The organism is Streptomyces sp. NPDC093097, assembly GCF_044754325.1.
In the GTDB taxonomy this organism is placed as follows: domain Bacteria; phylum Actinomycetota; class Actinomycetes; order Streptomycetales; family Streptomycetaceae; genus Streptomyces.
In genome coordinates, this window is record NZ_JBIVOW010000008.1 from 256696 (window position 1) to 274122 (window position 17427).

At 69.8% G+C, this 17427-nt stretch carries 18 protein-coding genes; all 18 read left to right on the top strand.

Going from position 1 to position 17427, the window contains the following annotated elements; all coding sequences use genetic code 11:
* Nucleotides 1–357 precede the first annotated feature (357 nt).
* The 18 genes from ACIQE0_RS16900 to ACIQE0_RS16985 all read left to right on the top strand — a co-directional run bounded on the left by ACIQE0_RS16900 (nucleotide 358) and on the right by ACIQE0_RS16985 (nucleotide 17315).
* Nucleotides 358–1482, top strand: coding sequence for an LCP family protein (locus tag ACIQE0_RS16900; RefSeq protein ID WP_402332679.1), 1125 nt, complete (start codon nucleotides 358–360; stop codon nucleotides 1480–1482).
* Between the two features lie 152 nt (nucleotides 1483–1634).
* Nucleotides 1635–1859, top strand: a complete 225-nt coding sequence (rpmE, locus tag ACIQE0_RS16905; RefSeq protein ID WP_016570915.1) for a 50S ribosomal protein L31 — start codon at nucleotides 1635–1637, stop codon at nucleotides 1857–1859.
* A gap of 168 nt (nucleotides 1860–2027) precedes the next feature.
* Nucleotides 2028–3107, top strand: coding sequence for a peptide chain release factor 1 (prfA, locus tag ACIQE0_RS16910; protein WP_366333840.1), 1080 nt, complete (start codon nucleotides 2028–2030; stop codon nucleotides 3105–3107).
* Nucleotides 3108–3143: 36 nt separating this feature from the next.
* Nucleotides 3144–3989, top strand: a complete 846-nt coding sequence (gene prmC, locus ACIQE0_RS16915) for a peptide chain release factor N(5)-glutamine methyltransferase (RefSeq protein WP_366333838.1) — start codon at nucleotides 3144–3146, stop codon at nucleotides 3987–3989.
* A gap of 70 nt (nucleotides 3990–4059) precedes the next feature.
* On the top strand, nucleotides 4060–4707 hold the full coding sequence (locus tag ACIQE0_RS16920) for an L-threonylcarbamoyladenylate synthase (protein ID WP_366333836.1): 648 nt from the start codon (nucleotides 4060–4062) through the stop codon (nucleotides 4705–4707).
* The gene (locus tag ACIQE0_RS16925) at nucleotides 4707–5402 is read left to right on the top strand and encodes a protein-tyrosine-phosphatase (RefSeq protein ID WP_366333834.1); all 696 of its coding nucleotides are present in this window, start codon (nucleotides 4707–4709) and stop codon (nucleotides 5400–5402) included. Before ACIQE0_RS16920 ends, ACIQE0_RS16925 begins: the two co-directional genes overlap by 1 nt.
* A 236-nt stretch (nucleotides 5403–5638) precedes the next feature.
* Nucleotides 5639–7024 carry a serine hydroxymethyltransferase gene (gene glyA, locus ACIQE0_RS16930; protein WP_366333832.1) on the top strand — a complete coding sequence of 462 codons (1386 nt, stop codon included), beginning with the start codon at nucleotides 5639–5641 and terminating at the stop codon, nucleotides 7022–7024.
* A gap of 125 nt (nucleotides 7025–7149) precedes the next feature.
* Nucleotides 7150–8502, top strand: a complete 1353-nt coding sequence (locus tag ACIQE0_RS16935; RefSeq protein WP_366333830.1) for an MraY family glycosyltransferase — start codon at nucleotides 7150–7152, stop codon at nucleotides 8500–8502.
* A 289-nt stretch (nucleotides 8503–8791) separates the two neighbouring features.
* Nucleotides 8792–9229, top strand: a complete 438-nt coding sequence (locus tag ACIQE0_RS16940; RefSeq protein WP_366333828.1) for a hypothetical protein — start codon at nucleotides 8792–8794, stop codon at nucleotides 9227–9229.
* A 279-nt stretch (nucleotides 9230–9508) separates the two neighbouring features.
* On the top strand, nucleotides 9509–10303 hold the full coding sequence (gene atpB / locus ACIQE0_RS16945; protein ID WP_402332797.1) for a F0F1 ATP synthase subunit A: 795 nt from the start codon (nucleotides 9509–9511) through the stop codon (nucleotides 10301–10303).
* Nucleotides 10304–10380: 77 nt separating this feature from the next.
* The gene (gene atpE, locus ACIQE0_RS16950) at nucleotides 10381–10650 is read left to right on the top strand and encodes an ATP synthase F0 subunit C (protein WP_016570924.1); all 270 of its coding nucleotides are present in this window, start codon (nucleotides 10381–10383) and stop codon (nucleotides 10648–10650) included.
* A 43-nt stretch (nucleotides 10651–10693) separates the two neighbouring features.
* A complete protein-coding gene (locus tag ACIQE0_RS16955; RefSeq protein WP_366333826.1) occupies nucleotides 10694–11257 on the top strand; it encodes a F0F1 ATP synthase subunit B in 564 nt (187 codons plus the stop codon).
* Complete coding sequence (locus ACIQE0_RS16960; RefSeq protein ID WP_366333825.1) at nucleotides 11254–12069, top strand: F0F1 ATP synthase subunit delta; 816 nt, start codon at nucleotides 11254–11256, stop codon at nucleotides 12067–12069. The genes ACIQE0_RS16955 and ACIQE0_RS16960 overlap by 4 nt, the downstream gene beginning before the upstream one ends.
* Before the next feature lie 210 nt (nucleotides 12070–12279).
* The gene (atpA, locus tag ACIQE0_RS16965) at nucleotides 12280–13869 is read left to right on the top strand and encodes a F0F1 ATP synthase subunit alpha (RefSeq protein ID WP_366333823.1); all 1590 of its coding nucleotides are present in this window, start codon (nucleotides 12280–12282) and stop codon (nucleotides 13867–13869) included.
* Between the two features lie 20 nt (nucleotides 13870–13889).
* Entirely contained in the window at nucleotides 13890–14813 is a 924-nt protein-coding gene (locus ACIQE0_RS16970; RefSeq protein ID WP_366333821.1) for a F0F1 ATP synthase subunit gamma, read from the top strand.
* Between the two features lie 5 nt (nucleotides 14814–14818).
* On the top strand, nucleotides 14819–16261 hold the full coding sequence (gene atpD / locus ACIQE0_RS16975; RefSeq protein WP_366333819.1) for a F0F1 ATP synthase subunit beta: 1443 nt from the start codon (nucleotides 14819–14821) through the stop codon (nucleotides 16259–16261).
* A gap of 108 nt (nucleotides 16262–16369) precedes the next feature.
* Nucleotides 16370–16753 carry a F0F1 ATP synthase subunit epsilon gene (locus tag ACIQE0_RS16980; protein ID WP_066984149.1) on the top strand — a complete coding sequence of 128 codons (384 nt, stop codon included), beginning with the start codon at nucleotides 16370–16372 and terminating at the stop codon, nucleotides 16751–16753.
* A gap of 118 nt (nucleotides 16754–16871) precedes the next feature.
* Complete coding sequence (locus tag ACIQE0_RS16985) at nucleotides 16872–17315, top strand: DUF2550 domain-containing protein (protein ID WP_402332691.1); 444 nt, start codon at nucleotides 16872–16874, stop codon at nucleotides 17313–17315.
* Nucleotides 17316–17427: the final 112 nt, after the last annotated feature.

Sequence of the window (17427 nt, forward strand, 5' to 3'; positions counted from 1 at the left end):
CTCCACCGGGCCCCTCACCCCTTCCGCGGGTGAGGGGCCCGGTGCATTCCCGGGGCCTTCCCGGTGCGCGGCGCTCCACGGTGTGACGCGTGCCGCGCGGGGCCGTGACCCGCTTGAGACCTTTCGCACAGATCGACAGCGCCTGCGCCGTTTCGGCCGGAGTGTGCCGCGCGGCGTAACCCCTGGTGAGAGCGGTATCGAAGGTTCCGCGACGGTTCCTCGCGGCCCGTCCTTCTAAGAAAGCGCCCGTACCGCGCTGTGCAACCCTTCCGGACGGCCCCCCGTCTGACTGGGCAGTCCAGCGCTCACGGCAGGAGACGGCGAGGGGCAGTCGACCCACGAAGGACTGAGGAACAGATGGCACAGAGCGACGGGACCGCGCAGACGGCCGAGAGCCGGGGCCGCTCCATACGTGCCACCGGCCGGCGGCGCAAGGGCCCCACCCGGGGGCGCAAGGTCCTCACCCGCACGCTGTGCACGCTGCTCGGGGTGGGCGTGCTCGGCGGCGCCGGACTCGGCTACCTCTACGTCAAGTTCAACGGCAACCTCAAGGGCGTCGACATCAACGCCGTCCTCGGCCACGACCGGCCCAAGAACATCGACAACGGCTCGATGGACATCCTCGTCATGGGCTCCGACTCCCGGGCCGGCAAGAACGGCTCCTACGGCAAGGACGAGGGCGGGGCGCGCTCCGACACCGCGATGGTCGTCCACGTCTTCAAGGGGCACAAGAAGGCCGGCGTCGTCAGCATCCCCCGCGACACCCTGGTCACCCGGCCCGAGTGCGCCAAGGACGGCAAGACCGTCCCCGGGCAGCAGCGGGCGATGTTCAACACCGCCTTCGAGGTCGGCGGCCCGGCCTGCGCCGTCAAGACCGTCGAGTCGATGAGCGGGATCCGCATGGACCACTTCGTCGAGGTCGACTTCACCGGCTTCAAGAAGCTCATCGACGCCCTGGGCGGGGTGGACATCACCACCACCAAGGCGATCGACGACAACTACAGCCACCTGCACCTGGCGCCCGGCAAGCACACCCTGGGCGGCGAGGACGCCCTCGGCCTGGTCCGCACCCGGCACGGCGTCCCCGGCGGCGACGGCAGCGACCTGGGCCGCATCCAGCTCCAGCAGACCTTCCTCAAGGCGCTGATGAAGCAGGTCCGCAGCGTCGGCGTGCTCTCCGACCCGACCAGGCTCTACGACGTCGCCGACACCGCCACCAAGGCCGTCACCACCGACACCGACCTCGACTCGGTGACCGCGCTGACCGGCCTGGCCAAGGAGCTCGGCGGCATCCCGACCGACCGCATCGACATGATGACGCTCCCGGTGGCCTACGACCCGGTCGACCCCGACCGGGTGCTGCCGCTCGCCGCCCAGGGCCGCAAGGTGTGGGACGCCCTCCGCCACGACCAGGACGTTCCCAAGTCCGCGATCAAGGGCTCGGCGGGTGACAAGGGCGGCACGTCCCGCTACGTCAAGTAGCCGCCCCCGCGCCGGCGCCGCCCGGGAATACCGGAGGCCGCACCCCGGTTTTGGGAGATGCGGTCAGTGCTGGCAAACTGGACCGTCGGCCCCGGTTCACGTGACGCAATCCGCGCCACGACCCGGTGCACTCCCGAACCTAGGAGAATCCCTTGAAGCGCGACATCCACCCGGAGTACGTCGAGACCCAGGTCAGCTGCACCTGTGGCGCCTCGTTCACCACCCGTAGCACCGTTGCCGGCGGCACCATCCGCGCCGACATCTGCTCCGAGTGCCACCCGTTCTACACGGGCAAGCAGAAGATCATGGACACGGGCGGCCGTGTGGCCCGCTTCGAGGCCCGCTTCGGCAAGTCCGCCCAGGCCGCCAAGAAGTAGCGACCCGCAAGGCGCCGGCCTCCGGTCGCCCCTGGAGAGGGGGGATCGGACCGGCGTCTTTGTCGTCCGCACCCTCTGCCTCCCGGCCGAGGGCCGGCCCGCCGCACCGCGGCAACGGGGCGCAGCGCCCCGGAAAGCCACACCAGTCAGTCAGCAGAGGAACACACGATGTTCGAGGCGGTCGAGGAACTGGTCGGCGAGCACGCCGACCTCGAAAAGCGGCTGGCCGACCCAGCGGTCCACGCGGACCAGCGCGAGGCCATGCGGCTCAACAAGCGCTACGCCGAACTGACCCCGATCATCACCACGTACCGCGCGTGGAAGCAGACCGGCGACGACATCGGGACGGCCCGCGAACTGGCCGCCGACGACCCGGACTTCGCGAGCGAGGTCAAGGACCTCGAAGCCAGTCGCGAGGAGCTCACCGAGAAGCTGCGCCTGCTGCTCGTCCCGCGCGACCCCAGCGACGACAAGGACGTCATCCTGGAGGTCAAGGCCGGAGAGGGCGGCGAGGAGTCGGCGCTGTTCGCCGGCGACCTGCTGCGGATGTACCTGCGGTACGCGGAGCGGGCCGGCTGGAAGACCGAGATCCTCGACGCCAACGAGTCCGACCTCGGCGGCTACAAGGACGTCCAGGTCGCGGTGAAGACCAAGGGCGGCGGCGGGGCCACCGAGCCGGGCCAGGGTGTCTGGGCGCGGCTGAAGTACGAGGGCGGGGTGCACCGCGTCCAGCGGGTGCCCGCCACCGAGTCGCAGGGCCGGATCCACACCTCCGCGGCCGGTGTGCTGGTCACGCCGGAGGCCGAGGAGGTCGAGGTCGAGATCGTCGCGAACGACCTGCGGATCGACGTCTACCGCTCCTCGGGGCCGGGCGGCCAGTCGGTCAACACCACCGACTCCGCGGTCCGCATCACCCACCTGCCCACCGGCATCGTGGTCTCCTGCCAGAACGAGAAGAGCCAGCTCCAGAACAAGGAGCAGGCGATGCGCATCCTCCGCTCGCGGCTGCTGGCCGCGGCCCAGGAGGAGGCCGAGCGGGAGGCCTCGGACGCCCGGCGCAGCCAGGTGCGCACCGTGGACCGCTCGGAGCGCATCCGCACGTACAACTTCCCGGAGAACCGGATCTCGGATCACCGGGTGGGCTTCAAGGCGTACAACTTGGACCAGGTGCTCGACGGCGAGCTGGACCCGGTCATCCAGGCGTGCGTCGACGCCGACGCGGCGGCCAAGCTCGCCGCCGCCCAGTAAGACTGCAAGACCCAGGACGGATCGGCTGGAGGACCAGTGAACCTGCTGCTCGCGGAGGTGGCCCAGGCCACCCAGCGGCTGGCCGACGCCGGCGTGCCCTCCCCGCGCTTCGACGCGGAGGAGCTGGCCGCGCATGTGCACGGCGTCAAGCGCAGCCAGCTGCACACGGTCCCCGACGCGGACTTCGACGCCCGCTACTGGGAGGCCATCGCCCGCCGTGAGGCGCGTGAACCCCTCCAGCACATCACCGGACGGGCGTTCTTCCGCTACCTCGAACTCGCCGTCGGGCCAGGGGTGTTCGTGCCCCGCCCGGAGACCGAGTCGGTGGTCGGCTGGGCCATAGACGCGGTGCGCGCCATGGACGTCGTGGAGCCGCTGATCGTCGACCTGTGCACCGGCTCGGGGGCGATCGCCCTCGCCCTGGCGCAGGAGGTGCCGCGCTCGCGCGTGCACGCCGTGGAGCTCTCCGAGGAGGCCCTGGCCTTCGCCCGCAAGAACGTCGAGGGGTCCCGCGTCGTTCTCCACCACGGCGATGCGCTCTCCGCGCTTCCCGAACTGGACGGGCAGGTCGACCTGGTGATCTCCAACCCGCCGTACATCCCGCTCACCGAGTGGGAGTACGTCGCCCCCGAGGCCCGTGACCACGACCCGGAGCTGGCGCTGTTCTCCGGCGAGGACGGCCTGGACACCATCCGGGGCATCGAGCGGACCGCGCACCGCCTGCTGCGGCCCGGCGGCGTGGTCGTCATCGAGCACGCCGACACCCAGGGCGGACAGGTGCCGTGGATCTTCAACGAGGAGCGGGGCTGGGCGGACGCGGCCGACCACCCCGACCTCAACAAGCGGCCCCGCTTCGCCACCGCGCGCCGGGCGACGCCATGAACCGCCCCGCTCCGGCGCCCGATGCAGCCGATGCATCCGAAGTATTCGTTCCGCACGAGGAGGACCGCTAATGGCACGGCGATACGACTGCAGCGACGCGACCGACCGCGCGACCGGCCTGCGTGAGGCCGCCTCGGCCGTCCGGCGCGGCGAGCTGGTCGTGCTGCCGACCGACACCGTCTACGGCATCGGCGCGGACGCCTTCAGCCCGGAGGCCGTCGGCGACCTGCTGGAGGCCAAGGGCCGCGGCCGGGGGATGCCCTCCCCGGTCCTGGTCGGGTCCCCCAACACCCTGCACGGCCTGGTCACCGAGTTCTCCGAACAGGCCTGGGAACTGGTCGACGCGTTCTGGCCGGGGGCGCTGACCCTCGTCGCCAGGCACCAGCCGTCGCTGACCTGGGACCTGGGCGAGACCCGCGGCACGGTCGCGGTCCGGATGCCGCTGCACCCGGTCGCCATCGAACTGCTCACCGAGTTCGGCCCGATGGCCGTCTCCAGCGCCAACCTCACCGGCCACCCCTCCCCGCAGGACTGCGACGCCGCCCAGGAGATGCTCGGCGACTCGGTCTCGGTCTACCTCGACGCCGGGCCGACCCCCGCCGCCGTGCCGTCCTCGATCGTGGACGTCACCGGCAAGGTGCCGGTGCTGCTGCGCGAGGGCGCCATCAGCGCGGAGGAGCTGCGCAAGGTCGTACCCGAGCTCGAGGTGGCGCATTGATGCCGCCGCCGCAGGGACGTGGCATAGCGGGACCAGGCGCCGACCACTTCTCCGCCCCGGCGGAGAACCCGCCGTGTTTCCGCATCCTCCACGTCAGCACCGGCAACGTCTGCCGCTCGCCGATCACCGAACGGCTGCACCGGCACGCCCTCCAGGAGCGGCTGGGCTCCCCGCACGCGGTCCTCGGCTGCGGGCTGCTCGTGGAGAGCGCGGGCACCTGGGGTCATGAGGGCGCCCCGATGGAGGCGCACGCCGCGACGGTGCTCGCCGACTACGGTGCGGACCCCGCCGGCTTCATCGGCCGGGAGCTGCTCGACGAGCACGTCATCCGCGCCGACCTGGTGCTCACCGCGACCCGCGACCACCGCGCGCAGGTCATCTCGATGGGGCACTCCGCGGGGCTGCGGACGTTCACCTTGAAGGAGTTCAACCGCCTGGTTCGCGCCATAGATCCGGCCACTTTGCCGGCGCCCGACCCGGACCTGCCGGACGGCGGGCTGGTCGAGCGCGCCCGCGCGCTGGTCGGCGCCGCCGCCGCGCTGCGCGGCTGGCTGCTGGCGCCCAACCCGGAGTCCGACGAGGTCCACGACCCCTACGGCGCACCGATCACGTTCTTCCGCTCCATCGGCGACGAGATCAACCGTGCGCTCGACCCGGTCGTCACCGCCCTCACCGGGGTCCCGGCACCGGCGTAACGCACCGGCGCACGGCGGCACGGGCGCGCCCCCTGGCCCAGAAGGCCCCGGGAACGGCCCTGACGGCCTCTCTACGGCCCGCTGCCGACCCCGGGACCCGATCGGACCCGGCACGCCGCGCCCGATCCCTGTGCCGCGCCTACATTGGGATTGGGCCCTGCCGGGCGAGCAGGGCCGGACGGGCCCCGAGGGCACGTGCGACGTGCCCAGGTCCCCGCCGAGGCCCGGAGCCAGCGATGCCCGCCACCACCGCGTCATCCCGCCGCACCTCACCGGCCGGCCGCGCCCCGGCCGCCGACCCCCGGGCCGCAGCGGCGGCCGAGACCGCCGGGCAGCGGGCCAGGGACGCCGCCCGCGCCGAGGTCACCCGGCCACCCGGCTCGCCCGACTTCGCCGCGCTGCTGCGCCAGGACCCGGAGATCGCCGGCGTCCTGCTGGCGGAGAGCGGCCGGCAGAGCGACGGGCTCCAGCTGATCGCCGCCGAGAACTTCGTCTCGCCCGCGGTCCTGGCCGCCCTCGGCTCCCCTCTGGGCAACAAGTACGCCGAGGGCTATCCGGGCGCCCGGCACCACGCCGGCTGCGAGATCGTGGACCTCGCCGAGCGGATCGCGGTCGAGCGCGCCAAGGCCCTGTTCGGTGCCGAGCACGCCAACGTCCAGTCCCACTCGGGGTCTTCGGCCGTGCTGGCCGCCTACGCCGCGCTGCTGCGCCCCGGCGACACCGTCCTGGCGTTGTCCCTGCGGGACGGCGGCCACCTCACCCACGGCTCACCGGCCAACTTCTCCGGCCGGTGGTTCGACTTCGCCGGCTATGGCGTCGACCCGGCGAGCGGGCGGCTCGACCACGAGGCGATCCGCGCGCTGGCCCTGGAGCGCCGCCCCAAGGCCCTGGTCTGCGGCTCGATCTCCTATCCGCGGCACATCGACTACGCCGCCTTCCGCGACATCGCCGACGAGACCGGCGCCTACCTGATCGCCGATGTGGCGCATCCGATGGGGCTGATCGCCGGCCGCGCGGCGCCCAGCCCGGTCCCGTACGCCGACGTGGTGTGCGCCACCACCCACAAGGTGCTGCGCGGGCCGCGCGGCGGGATGATCCTGTGCCGGGCGCGGCTGGCCGAGCGGATCGACCGCGCGGTGTTCCCGTTCACCCAGGGCGGTGCCCAGATGAACGCGGTCGCCGCCAAGGCCGTGGCCTTCGCGGAGGCCGCGACGCCCGCGTTCCGGGCCTACGCCCAGCAGGTCGTCGCCAACGCCCGGGCGCTGGCCGACGGACTGGCCGCGCAGGGCCTGACGGTCACCACCGGCGGTACCGACACCCATCTGATCACCGCGGACACCGCCCCGCTCGGCCTGGACGCGCGCACCGCCCGCGGCCGGCTGGCGGCCGCCGGGATCGTGCTGGACACCTGCGCGCTGCCGAGCGCGAAACCGCCAGCGGGCGCGGCCTGCCCGACCGGAATCAGGCTGGGCAGCGCCGCGGTGACGACGCAGGGGATGGGCGAGGCCGAAATGCACCGCATCGCCGAGCTGATCGGGGCGGCGCTGCGCGAGGACGGTGCGGTGCGGGCCGCGATCGCCGGCCTGGTCGGCCGGTTCCCGCCCTACCCGGACCAGGGCTGACCTCGGGCGCGGGCGGTGCCGGAACCGCCCGCGGGGCGGCTGTCGTCCTCCCCGGTGTTCCCCTGTGTTCACGGCCAGGGTCCGGACACGCATAAGGTGTGGGGCTGTGATGGCCAGCTATCTCGATGGGGCAGCCCGTGCGTGAATACCTGCTGACGCTGTGCGTCACTGCCGCGGTGACCTACCTGCTGACCGGTCCGGTGCGGAAGTTCGCGATCGCGGCCGGTGCGGTGCCGGAGATCCGCGCGCGTGACGTGCACCGCGAGCCGACCCCCCGACTGGGCGGGATCGCGATGTTCGGCGGGCTGTGCGCGGGACTGCTGGTGGCCGCGCACCTGACCAACCTCAAGAGCGTCGCCGAGACCAACGAGCCGCGGGCACTGCTGTCGGGCGCCGCGCTGATCTGGATCCTCGGCGTGCTGGACGACAAGTGGGGCGTGGACGCCCTGGTCAAGCTGGGCGGCCAGATGATCGCCGCGGGCGTCATGGTCCTTCAGGGCCTGACGATCCTGTGGATCCCGATCCCGGGCATCGGCACCGTCTCGCTGACGCCGATGCAGGGCACGCTGCTGACCGTGGCGCTGGTCGTCATCACCATCAACGCGGTGAACTTCGTCGACGGCCTGGACGGTCTGGCGTCCGGCATGGTCGGCATCGCCGCGGCCGCGTTCTTCATGTACACCTACCGGCTCTGGTTCGGTTACGGCATCGAGGCGGCCGCGCCCGCCACCCTGTTCTCGGTCGTTCTGATGGGCATGTGCCTGGGCTTCCTGCCGCACAACATGCACCCCGCCCGGATCTTCATGGGCGACTCCGGATCCATGCTGATCGGCCTGGTGATGGCCGCCGGCGCGGTCTCGGTGACCGGCCAGGTCGACCCGGACCTGCTCAACCAGAAGGCGGGCGGTCTGCGCGAGGCGACCCACGCGATGGTGCCGGTCTACATCCCGCTGCTGCTGCCGCTGACGATCATCGCGGTGCCGGTCGCGGACCTGATTCTGGCCATTGTGCGGCGGACCTGGAAGGGCCAGTCGCCGTTCGCCGCGGACCGCGGGCACCTGCACCACCGCCTGCTGGAGATCGGCCACTCGCACAGCCGCGCAGTGCTGATCATGTACTTCTGGTCCGCGCTGATCGCGTTCGGCGCGGTGGCGTACTCCGCGAACGACGCCAGCATGTGGATCGTCCTGGGCATCGTGCTGCTGAGCGCCGTCGGCCTGGTGCTGCTCCTGCTGCCGCGCTTCACCCCGCGCGCCCCGATGTGGGCCCAGCAGCTGGTCCCGCCGCGCTACCGGCGGGTCCTGGACGGACCGGTGCAGACGACGGACACCGCGGCCGCCGGCACCGCCGAGAACGCGCCCTCAAAGGCCCCGGGGGAGGAGCGCCGACCGACGGTTCCGCCGGGCATCCACGGCGCCACGGCGATCGGCGACCGCTCACGTTTCGTGGAGCGCCGGAAGGCGGAGAGTCATCGCTGACGCCTCGTCAGGTCGCTCGAACGGGTGTCAAGAATCGGGATGGTTGACCCCATACCAGACAATCGACGGGTCGTCAGTGCACCGATGGGCGCGTTCACTCTCACGTGTGACAGGATCCACACGGGCGAGGTAAAGACCTCATCAAATAGTTTGTGATACGGTTCACGAGACCCGGCGATAGAGTCGAAGGACCGTAGTGCGACGGTTCCTTGGCCTGAAGGTTCTTCCGTCGGCCGGGTCTACGCTCGTCCCTGACGACACCACCCCCACCCAATGCCGGAGCGCCACCATGCAGTCGAATGACGCCCGACTACTTCTCCACGCCGTTGTGCCCACCATTGCCGTCGGCGCCGTCGCCACCGCCGTGAGCGGTGTGATGGCGGGCGCCACGGGTGCGCTCGGCGCAGTGGTCGGCACCGTGCTCGTGGTGCTGGTGATGGGGGCTGGACTCGTCGTCCTGCAGCAGACGGCGAAGAAACTTCCGCAGCTGTTCCAGATGATGGGCCTGTTGCTCTACACGGTGCAGATCCTGTTCGTGGCGGTGTTCCTCATCGCCTTCAAGGACACAACTCTCTTCGACACCAAGGCCTTTGCGTTCGCTCTGCTCGCAGCCACCCTCGTGTGGATCGCGGCTCAGACCCGCGGCCACATGAAGGCGAAGATTCTGTACGTGGACCCCGACTCCGTGAAGCCCAAGGCGGCGGAGACGGCGGGGTCGCCGACGTGACACGTAGGGCCGAGATAAGCGGCCTCATGCGGGCCTGCTATCGTCCGGTGCCAACTGCGGCGCTGCTGGCACAGGCGGCTGAGCTCCCGGAGTCCACGAGATGGAACGGGAAGTTCTCGCGGCCGATGCCTGTGCTCCGGACCGGCCTCGTGCCGGCCCGCCGCCCCCTAATCCGTAAGACCAGTCCAGTGCCGCTCCGTGGCTCAACGCCGCGCCGACACAACGAGGTTGCCGTACCTATGCGCCACGCTGAAGGAGCTCGCGGTGAGTGCTGAAACGATGCTCGCCTTCGAGACCGACTGCCACATCTTTTCCGGGTGCGGCTTCGATGCTCCCGGGCTTCATAACTTCGTCTTCCAGCCGCTCTTCACCATCGGCGGCTTCGAGTTCAACAAGCCGATGCTGCTGGCTCTGCTCAGCACGGTCGTCGTGGTGTGGTTCTTCTGGGCTGCATTCGGCCGGGCCAAGGTTGTTCCCGGCAAGCTGCAGATGATCGGCGAGGCGGGCTATGACTTCGTGCGCCGCGGTCTCGTCTATGACGCGCTCGGGAAGAAGGAGGGCGAGAAGTACGTCCCCTTCATGGTCTCGCTGTTCTTCTTCGTGTGGATCATGAACCTCTGGTCGATCATCCCGCTCGCCTCCTTCCCGGTGACGTCGGTGATCGCCTTCCCCGCGGGTCTCGCCGCGATCGTCTACATCCTGTGGGTCTTCCTGACCTTCAAGAAGCACGGCTTCGTCGGCGCCTTCAAGAACTTCACCGGCTATGACAAGTCGCTCGGCTGGGTCCTCCCGCTGCTGATGGTCATCGAGCTCTTCTCGAACCTGATCATCCGGCCCTTCACCCACGCGGTGCGGCTCTTCGCGAACATGTTCGCGGGCCACCTGCTGATCCTGATGTTCACCGTCGCCAGCTGGTACCTGCTGAACGGGATCGGCTTTGTCTACGCCGGCGCCTCGTTCATCATGACGATCCTGATGACGGCCTTCGAGCTGTTCATCCAGGCCGTCCAGGCGTACGTCTTCGTCCTTCTGGCCTGCAACTACGTCCAGGGCGCGCTCGCCGAGCACCACTGAGCACCCCGGCCTCCCACCACAACAGCTGTCCGGTGGCCAACCCCCACCGGTACGTGAAACGAGAAGGAAGTAACGGCATGTCCGCTGCTCTCGAGATGGTCAACCACCTCGCCGCCGCCGGCGACTCCGCCAAGACCACGGTCGTCGGCAACGTCGCCGCCATCGGTTACGGCCTCGCCGCCATCGGCCCCGGCGTCGGCGTCGGCATCATCTTCGGTAACGGCACCCAGGCCCTGGCCCGCCAGCCCGAGGCCGCCGGCCTGATCCGCACCAACCAGATCATGGGTTTCGCCTTCTGTGAGGCGCTCGCCCTGATCGGCATCGTCATGGGCTTCGTCTACAAGTAAGCCGAAGCCGCATCGACTATCCATTCAGACGGAAGGCACTGATGTGAACGCCCTGAACTTGGCGGCGGAGGTTCCTGAGAACCCCCTCGTCCCGCCGATTCCAGAGCTGGTCATCGGCCTGATCGCTTTCTTCATCGTCTTCGGCTTCCTCGCCAAGAAGCTCCTCCCGAACATCAACAAGGTTCTGGACGAGCGCCGGGCGCAGATCGAAGGCCGTATCGAGGATGCCGAGGCGACTCAGGCCGAGGCGCAGCAGGTTCTCGCGGACTACCGGGCCCAGCTCGCCGACGCCCGCCACGAGGCGGCGCGCCTGCGCCAGGAGGCGCAGGAGCAGGGCGCGACGCTCATCGCCGAGATGCGCGCCGAGGGCCAGCGGCAGCGTGAGGAGATCATCGCCGCCGGCCACGCCCAGATCGAGGCGGACCGGAAGACGGCCGCCCAGGCACTGCGCCAGGACGTGGGCAAGCTCGCCACCGAACTGGCCGGCAAGCTCGTCGGCGAGTCCCTTGAGGACCACGCCCGGCAGAGCCGGACCATCGACCGCTTCCTCGACGACCTTGAGGCGAAGACGGCGTCGGACGCGACGAAGGCTGAGGCCGGCCGATGAATGGAGCGAGCCGCGAGGCACTCGCCTCCGCACGCGAGCAGTTCAACGCGCTGACGGACAACACCTCCGTCGACGCGGCGAAGCTCGCCGAGGAGCTGGCTGCCGTCACCGCTCTGCTCGACCGCGAGGTGTCGTTGCGTCGGGTCCTCACCGACCCGGCGCAGCCCGGCGAGGCGCGGGCCGAGCTGGCCCGGCGGCTCCTCGGCGGCCAGGTCGGCGAGGCCACTCTCGACCTGGTGGGCGGCATGGTCCGCTCCCGCTGGTCGCGCTCGCGTGACCTGCCGGACGCGATCGAGGAGCTGGCCTACAGCGCCGACCTCGTCGCGGCGCAGCGGGACGGCCGCCTGGACGACGTCGAGGACGAGCTGTTCCGGTTCGGCCGGATCATCGCCGGCAGCGGTGAGCTCCGCCGTGCACTCACGGACCGGAACGCGACGGCGTCCGCCAAGACGGAACTGCTGCACACACTGCTGGGCGGCCGGGCCAACCCGGTCACCGAGCGGCTGGTGATCCGCCTTGTCGCACAGCCGCGGGGCCGTAGCCTGGAGGCAGGGCTCGACGCCCTCTCCAAGCTGGCGGCTGCCCGCCGGGACCGTATGGTCGCGGTGGTCACCTCCGCGGTGCCGCTCAGCGAAGGACAGCGGCAGCGCCTCGGCGCGGCGCTGGCCGAGCTGTACGGCCGGCAGATCCACCTGAACCTCGACGTGGACCCTGAGGTCCTCGGCGGCGTCCAGGTCCGGATCGGCGACGAGGTCATCAACGGGACCGTCGCGGAGCGCCTCGACGAGGCGTCCCGGCGGATGGCCGGCTGACCCAGCCACCAACTCAAGAGCTGCACACCCGGCGGCCGACACCGGACCCGCCGGACCGAAAGGTCCGGCCGCGGTCCGGAACGACGCCCCGGAGAACAGCACAAGCACCACGGCGGCCCGAGTTGGGCCGTAAGCGGAATCCGCTGGGGGAGACGCCCCCAGTACCCCCGCATGTAACTTCGGGCCCAACAAGGAGAGCAGGGAACCCAGATGGCGGAGCTCACGATCCGGCCGGAGGAGATCCGGGACGCACTGGAGAACTTCGTCCAGGCGTACAAGCCGGACGCGGCCTCGCGCGAAGAGGTCGGGACGGTCAGCGATGCCGGCGACGGCATCGCACACGTCGAGGGTCTGCCCTCGACGATGGCGAACGAACTGCTGAAGTTCGAGGACGGCACGCTCGGTCTGGCGCTGAACCTGGAAGAGCGCGAGATCGGTGCGGTCATCCTCGGTGAGTTCAGCGGCATCGAGCAGGGCCAGCCGGTGCAGCGCACCGGTGAGGTGCTCTCGGTCGCCGTGGGCGAGGGCTACCTCGGCCGCGTCGTCGACCCGCTGGGCAACCCGATCGACGGTCTCGGCGAGATCGAGACCGAGGGCCGCCGCGCCCTGGAGCTGCAGGCCCCGGGCGTCATGGTCCGTAAGTCGGTGCACGAGCCGATGGAGACCGGCTACAAGGCCGTCGACTCGATGGTGCCGATCGGCCGCGGTCAGCGTCAGCTGATCATTGGCGACCGCCAGACCGGCAAGACCGCCCTGGCCGTCGACACGATCATCAACCAGCGCGACAACTGGCGCTCGGGCGACCCGAAGAAGCAGGTCCGCTGCATCTACGTCGCCGTCGGCCAGAAGGGCTCCACCATCGCGTCCGTGCGCGGCGCGCTGGAGGAGGCCGGTGCCCTGGAGTACACCACCATCGTCGCCGCCCCGGCGTCCGACCCGGCGGGCTTCAAGTACCTCGCGCCCTACACCGGCTCGGCCATCGGCCAGCACTGGATGTACCAGGGCAAGCACGTCCTGATCATCTTCGACGACCTCTCGAAGCAGGCCGACGCCTACCGCGCCGTGTCCCTGCTGCTGCGCCGCCCGCCGGGCCGTGAGGCGTACCCGGGCGACGTCTTCTACCTGCACTCGCGTCTGCTGGAGCGCTGCGCCAAGCTCTCCGACGACATGGGCGCCGGTTCGATGACCGGTCTGCCGATCGTCGAGACCAAGGCCAACGACGTCTCGGCGTTCATCCCGACCAACGTCATCTCCATCACCGACGGCCAGTGCTTCCTGGAGTCGGACCTGTTCAACGCCAACCAGCGTCCGGCGCTGAACGTCGGTATCTCGGTCTCCCGCGTCGGTGGTTCGGCCCAGCACAAGGCCATGCGCCAGGTCTCCGGCCGTCTGCGCGTCGACCTCGCCCAGTACCGCGAGCTGGAGGCGTTCGCCGCCTTCGGTTCCGACCTGGACGCGGCCTCCAAGCAGCAGCTGGAGCGCGGTAAGCGCATGACCGAGCTGCTCAAGCAGGACCAGTACGCCCCCATGGCCACCGAGGACCAGGTCGTCTCCGTCTGGGCCGGCACCAACGGCAAGATGGACGACGTGCCGGTCGGCGACATCCGTCGCTTCGAGCGCGAGCTCCTCGACCACCTCCACCGGGAGAAGAAGGACCTGCTGACCAGCATCCGCGAGGGCGCCAAGATGTCGAACGACACCATCGGTGCCATCTCGGACGCGGTCGACGCCTTCAAGCGGCAGTTCGAGACCTCGGACGGCAAGCTGCTCGGCGAGGACACCCCGGCCACCGGCAAGTGACGACGGAAGGGACCTGATCCATGGGAGCCACGCTCCGGGTCTACAAGCGTCGCATCCGCTCCGTCTCCGCGACCAAGAAGATCACTCGGGCGATGGAGATGATCGCCGCCTCGCGCGTCGTCAAGGCGCAGCGTCAGGTGGCGGCATCGACGCCGTACGCCAGTGAACTGACCCGCGCGGTGACCGCGGTTGCCACGGGTTCGAACACCCAGCACCCGCTGACGACCGAGGCGGCAAAGCCCGTCCGGGCCGCGCTGCTGCTCATCACGAGCGACCGCGGTCTGGCCGGTGCCTACTCCTCCAACGTCATCAAGGCCGCGGAGCAGCTCACCGAGCGGCTCAAGGCCGAGGGCAAGGAGGTCGACGCCTACATCGTCGGCCGCAAGGGTGTGTCGTACTACGGCTTCCGCGAGCGGAAGGTCGTGGAGTCGTGGACCGGCTTCACCGACAGCCCGACGTACGCCGATGCCAAGATGATCGCCGCTCCGCTGATCGAGGCTGTCCAGAAGGACACCACCGACGGCGGGGTGGACGAACTCCACATCGTCTACACCGAGTTCATCTCGATGATGACGCAGAACGCGCTGGACGACCGTCTGCTGCCGCTCTCCCTCAAGGGAGCGTCGGAGGACGGGGCCGAGGAGCAGTCCAAGGGCGAGATCCTGCCGCTCTTCGACTTCGAGCCGTCGGCCGAGGACGTCCTGGACGCCCTGCTGCCGCGGTATGTGGAGTCGCGGATCTACAACGCGCTGCTGCAGGCCGCCGCCTCCAAGCACGCCGCCACCCGGCGTGCGATGAAGTCGGCGACCGACAACGCCGAAGAGCTCATCAAGTCGCTCTCGCGGCTTGCCAACGCGGCCCGCCAGGCCGAAATCACCCAGGAAATCAGCGAGATCGTCGGTGGCAGTGCCGCACTGGCCGACGCGACCGCGGGGAGTGACTGACAACTATGACCACCACTGTTGAGACGGCCACGGCGACGGGCCGCGTCGCGCGGGTCATCGGCCCGGTCGTCGACGTGGAGTTCCCCGTCGACGCGATGCCGGACATCTACAACGCCCTCACCGTCGAGGTCATCGACCCGGCCGAGAAGGGCAAGACCAAGACCCTGACGCTGGAGGTCGCGCAGCACCTCGGCGAGGGCCTGGTCCGGACGATCTCCATGCAGCCCACCGACGGTCTGGTCCGCCAGGCCACGGTGACCGACACCGGCAACGGCATCACCGTGCCCGTCGGTGACATCACCAAGGGCAAGGTGTTCAACACCCTCGGCGAGATCCTCAACAAGCCCGAGGCGAACGCCGAGGTCACCGAGCGCTGGGCGATCCACCGCAAGGCCCCGTCCTTCGACCAGCTCGAGTCGAAGACCGAGATGTTCGAGACCGGCGTCAAGGTCATCGACCTGCTGACCCCGTACGTCAAGGGCGGCAAGATCGGTCTGTTCGGCGGCGCCGGCGTCGGCAAGACGGTGCTCATCCAGGAGATGATCTACCGCGTTGCCAACAACCACGACGGTGTCTCCGTGTTCGCCGGTGTCGGCGAGCGCACCCGTGAGGGCAACGACCTCATCGAGGAGATGACCGACTCCGGCGTCATCGACAAGACCGCGCTGGTCTTCGGTCAGATGGACGAGCCGCCGGGCACCCGTCTGCGCGTCGCGCTGGCCGGCCTGACCATGGCCGAGTACTTCCGTGACGTCCAGAAGCAGGACGTGCTGTTCTTCATCGACAACATCTTCCGCTTCACCCAGGCCGGTTCCGAGGTCTCGACCCTGCTCGGCCGGATGCCCTCCGCGGTGGGTTACCAGCCGAACCTGGCCGACGAGATGGGTCTCCTCCAGGAGCGCATCACCTCGACCCGTGGTCACTCGATCACCTCGATGCAGGCGATCTACGTCCCCGCGGACGACCTGACCGACCCGGCGCCGGCGACCACCTTCGCCCACCTCGACGCGACGACGGTTCTCTCCCGTCCGATCTCGGAGAAGGGCATCTACCCGGCGGTCGACCCGCTGGACTCGACGTCCCGGATCCTGGACCCCCGCTACATCTCGCAGGACCACTACAACTGCGCCTCGCGCGTGAAGTCGATCCTGCAGAAGTACAAGGACCTCCAGGACATCATCTCCATCCTGGGTATGGACGAGCTCAGCGAGGAGGACCGGCTCACGGTCTACCGCGCCCGTCGTATCGAGCGCTTCCTGTCGCAGAACACCCACGTGGCGAAGCAGTTCACCGGTGTCGACGGCTCGGACGTGCCGCTGGACGAGTCGATCGCGGCCTTCAACGCGATCGCCGACGGCGAGTTCGACCACTTCCCGGAGCAGGCGTTCTTCATGTGCGGTGGTCTTGAGGACCTGAAGAAGAACGCCAAGGAGCTTGGCGTCTCCTGACCCCGTGCTCCCGGACCGGGGGCGGCCTGGCCGTCCCCGGTCCGTACGACCACTAGTATTTGACCCAACATCTGCCACACCAGGCAGGTGGAGACCCGAGGAGCCATCGTGGCTGAGCTGCACGTCGAGTTGGTCGCCGCGGACCGGCAGGTCTGGTCCGGCGAGGCCAGCCTGGTCGTCGCGCGCACCTCGTCGGGCGACATCGGCGTCATGCCCGGACACCAGCCGCTGCTCGGCGTGCTGCAGTCGGGCCCGGTGACGATTCGCACGACCGGTGAGAGCGGGGACGGCACCGTCGTCGCCGCGGTGCACGGCGGCTTCATCTCGTTCGCCGACAACAAGCTGTCTCTGCTCGCGGAGATCGCCGAGCTGTCGGACGAGATCGATGTCCAGCGCGCGGAGCGGGCTCTGGAGCGGGCGAAGTCGGAGGCCGACGCGGCCGCCGAGCGCCGCGCCGACGTCCGACTGCGTGCGGTGGCGGGCGTCCACTAAGGCTCCGCCACCGTCGAGATCGATCCTCAGCCGCGGGCTGCCCGGAGTTCCGGAGCGGTCCGCGGCTGAGGCAATGCAGGTGCGTTTCTTCGAATACATGGCGAGGAGGTCGGTCGAGATGGTCCTCGCTCTGCTTGTGAGCGGCGCGGTCGTGCTGCTGGTGCTGCTGGGGCTGTTCGTCTTCGGACTGAGGCGGCGGCTCATCCAGCGCTCCGGTGGCACCTTCGACTGCAGCCTGCGTTGGAACGTGCCGGAGGACGAGCCCAGCGGCAAGGGCTGGATCTACGGGGTGGCGCGGTACAACGGTGACCGGGTCGAGTGGTTCCGGGTGTTCTCGTACGCGCCCCGTCCCCGTCGCCTGCTGGAGCGCTCCGCCGTCGAGGTGCTGGAGCGCCGCACCCCCCAGGGGGAGGAGGAGCTCGCGCTGCTCTCCGACTCCATCGTGCTGGCCTGCGCCCACAACGGCACCCGGGTGGAACTCGCGATGAGCGAGGACGCCCTCACCGGTTTCCTGGCGTGGCTGGAGGCGGCGCCGCCGGGGCAGCGGGTCAACGTGGCCTGAGCGGAGTGCGGGGCGGGGGCTTGATGCTTGCCGGTCGTCCGGTGCTGCTTGGGCCTTGTTGCTTGCTTTTCGTCTTTCGTGCCTCGTGTCTCGGTGCTCGTTCCTCGTTCCG

Coding starts and splice junctions, on each gene's coding strand:
- ACIQE0_RS16900 (WP_402332679.1), top strand. CDS start 358: ATGGCACAGAGCGACGGGACCGCGCAGACGGCCGAGAGCCGGGGCCGC.
- prfA (WP_366333840.1), top strand. CDS start 2,028: ATGTTCGAGGCGGTCGAGGAACTGGTCGGCGAGCACGCCGACCTCGAA.
- ACIQE0_RS16920 (WP_366333836.1), top strand. CDS start 4,060: ATGGCACGGCGATACGACTGCAGCGACGCGACCGACCGCGCGACCGGC.
- ACIQE0_RS16925 (WP_366333834.1), top strand. CDS start 4,707: ATGCCGCCGCCGCAGGGACGTGGCATAGCGGGACCAGGCGCCGACCAC.
- glyA (WP_366333832.1), top strand. CDS start 5,639: ATGCCCGCCACCACCGCGTCATCCCGCCGCACCTCACCGGCCGGCCGC.
- ACIQE0_RS16935 (WP_366333830.1), top strand. CDS start 7,150: ATGGGGCAGCCCGTGCGTGAATACCTGCTGACGCTGTGCGTCACTGCC.
- ACIQE0_RS16940 (WP_366333828.1), top strand. CDS start 8,792: ATGCAGTCGAATGACGCCCGACTACTTCTCCACGCCGTTGTGCCCACC.
- atpB (WP_402332797.1), top strand. CDS start 9,509: ATGCTCGCCTTCGAGACCGACTGCCACATCTTTTCCGGGTGCGGCTTC.
- atpE (WP_016570924.1), top strand. CDS start 10,381: ATGTCCGCTGCTCTCGAGATGGTCAACCACCTCGCCGCCGCCGGCGAC.
- ACIQE0_RS16960 (WP_366333825.1), top strand. CDS start 11,254: ATGAATGGAGCGAGCCGCGAGGCACTCGCCTCCGCACGCGAGCAGTTC.
- atpA (WP_366333823.1), top strand. CDS start 12,280: ATGGCGGAGCTCACGATCCGGCCGGAGGAGATCCGGGACGCACTGGAG.
- ACIQE0_RS16970 (WP_366333821.1), top strand. CDS start 13,890: ATGGGAGCCACGCTCCGGGTCTACAAGCGTCGCATCCGCTCCGTCTCC.
- atpD (WP_366333819.1), top strand. CDS start 14,819: ATGACCACCACTGTTGAGACGGCCACGGCGACGGGCCGCGTCGCGCGG.
- ACIQE0_RS16985 (WP_402332691.1), top strand. CDS start 16,872: ATGGTCCTCGCTCTGCTTGTGAGCGGCGCGGTCGTGCTGCTGGTGCTG.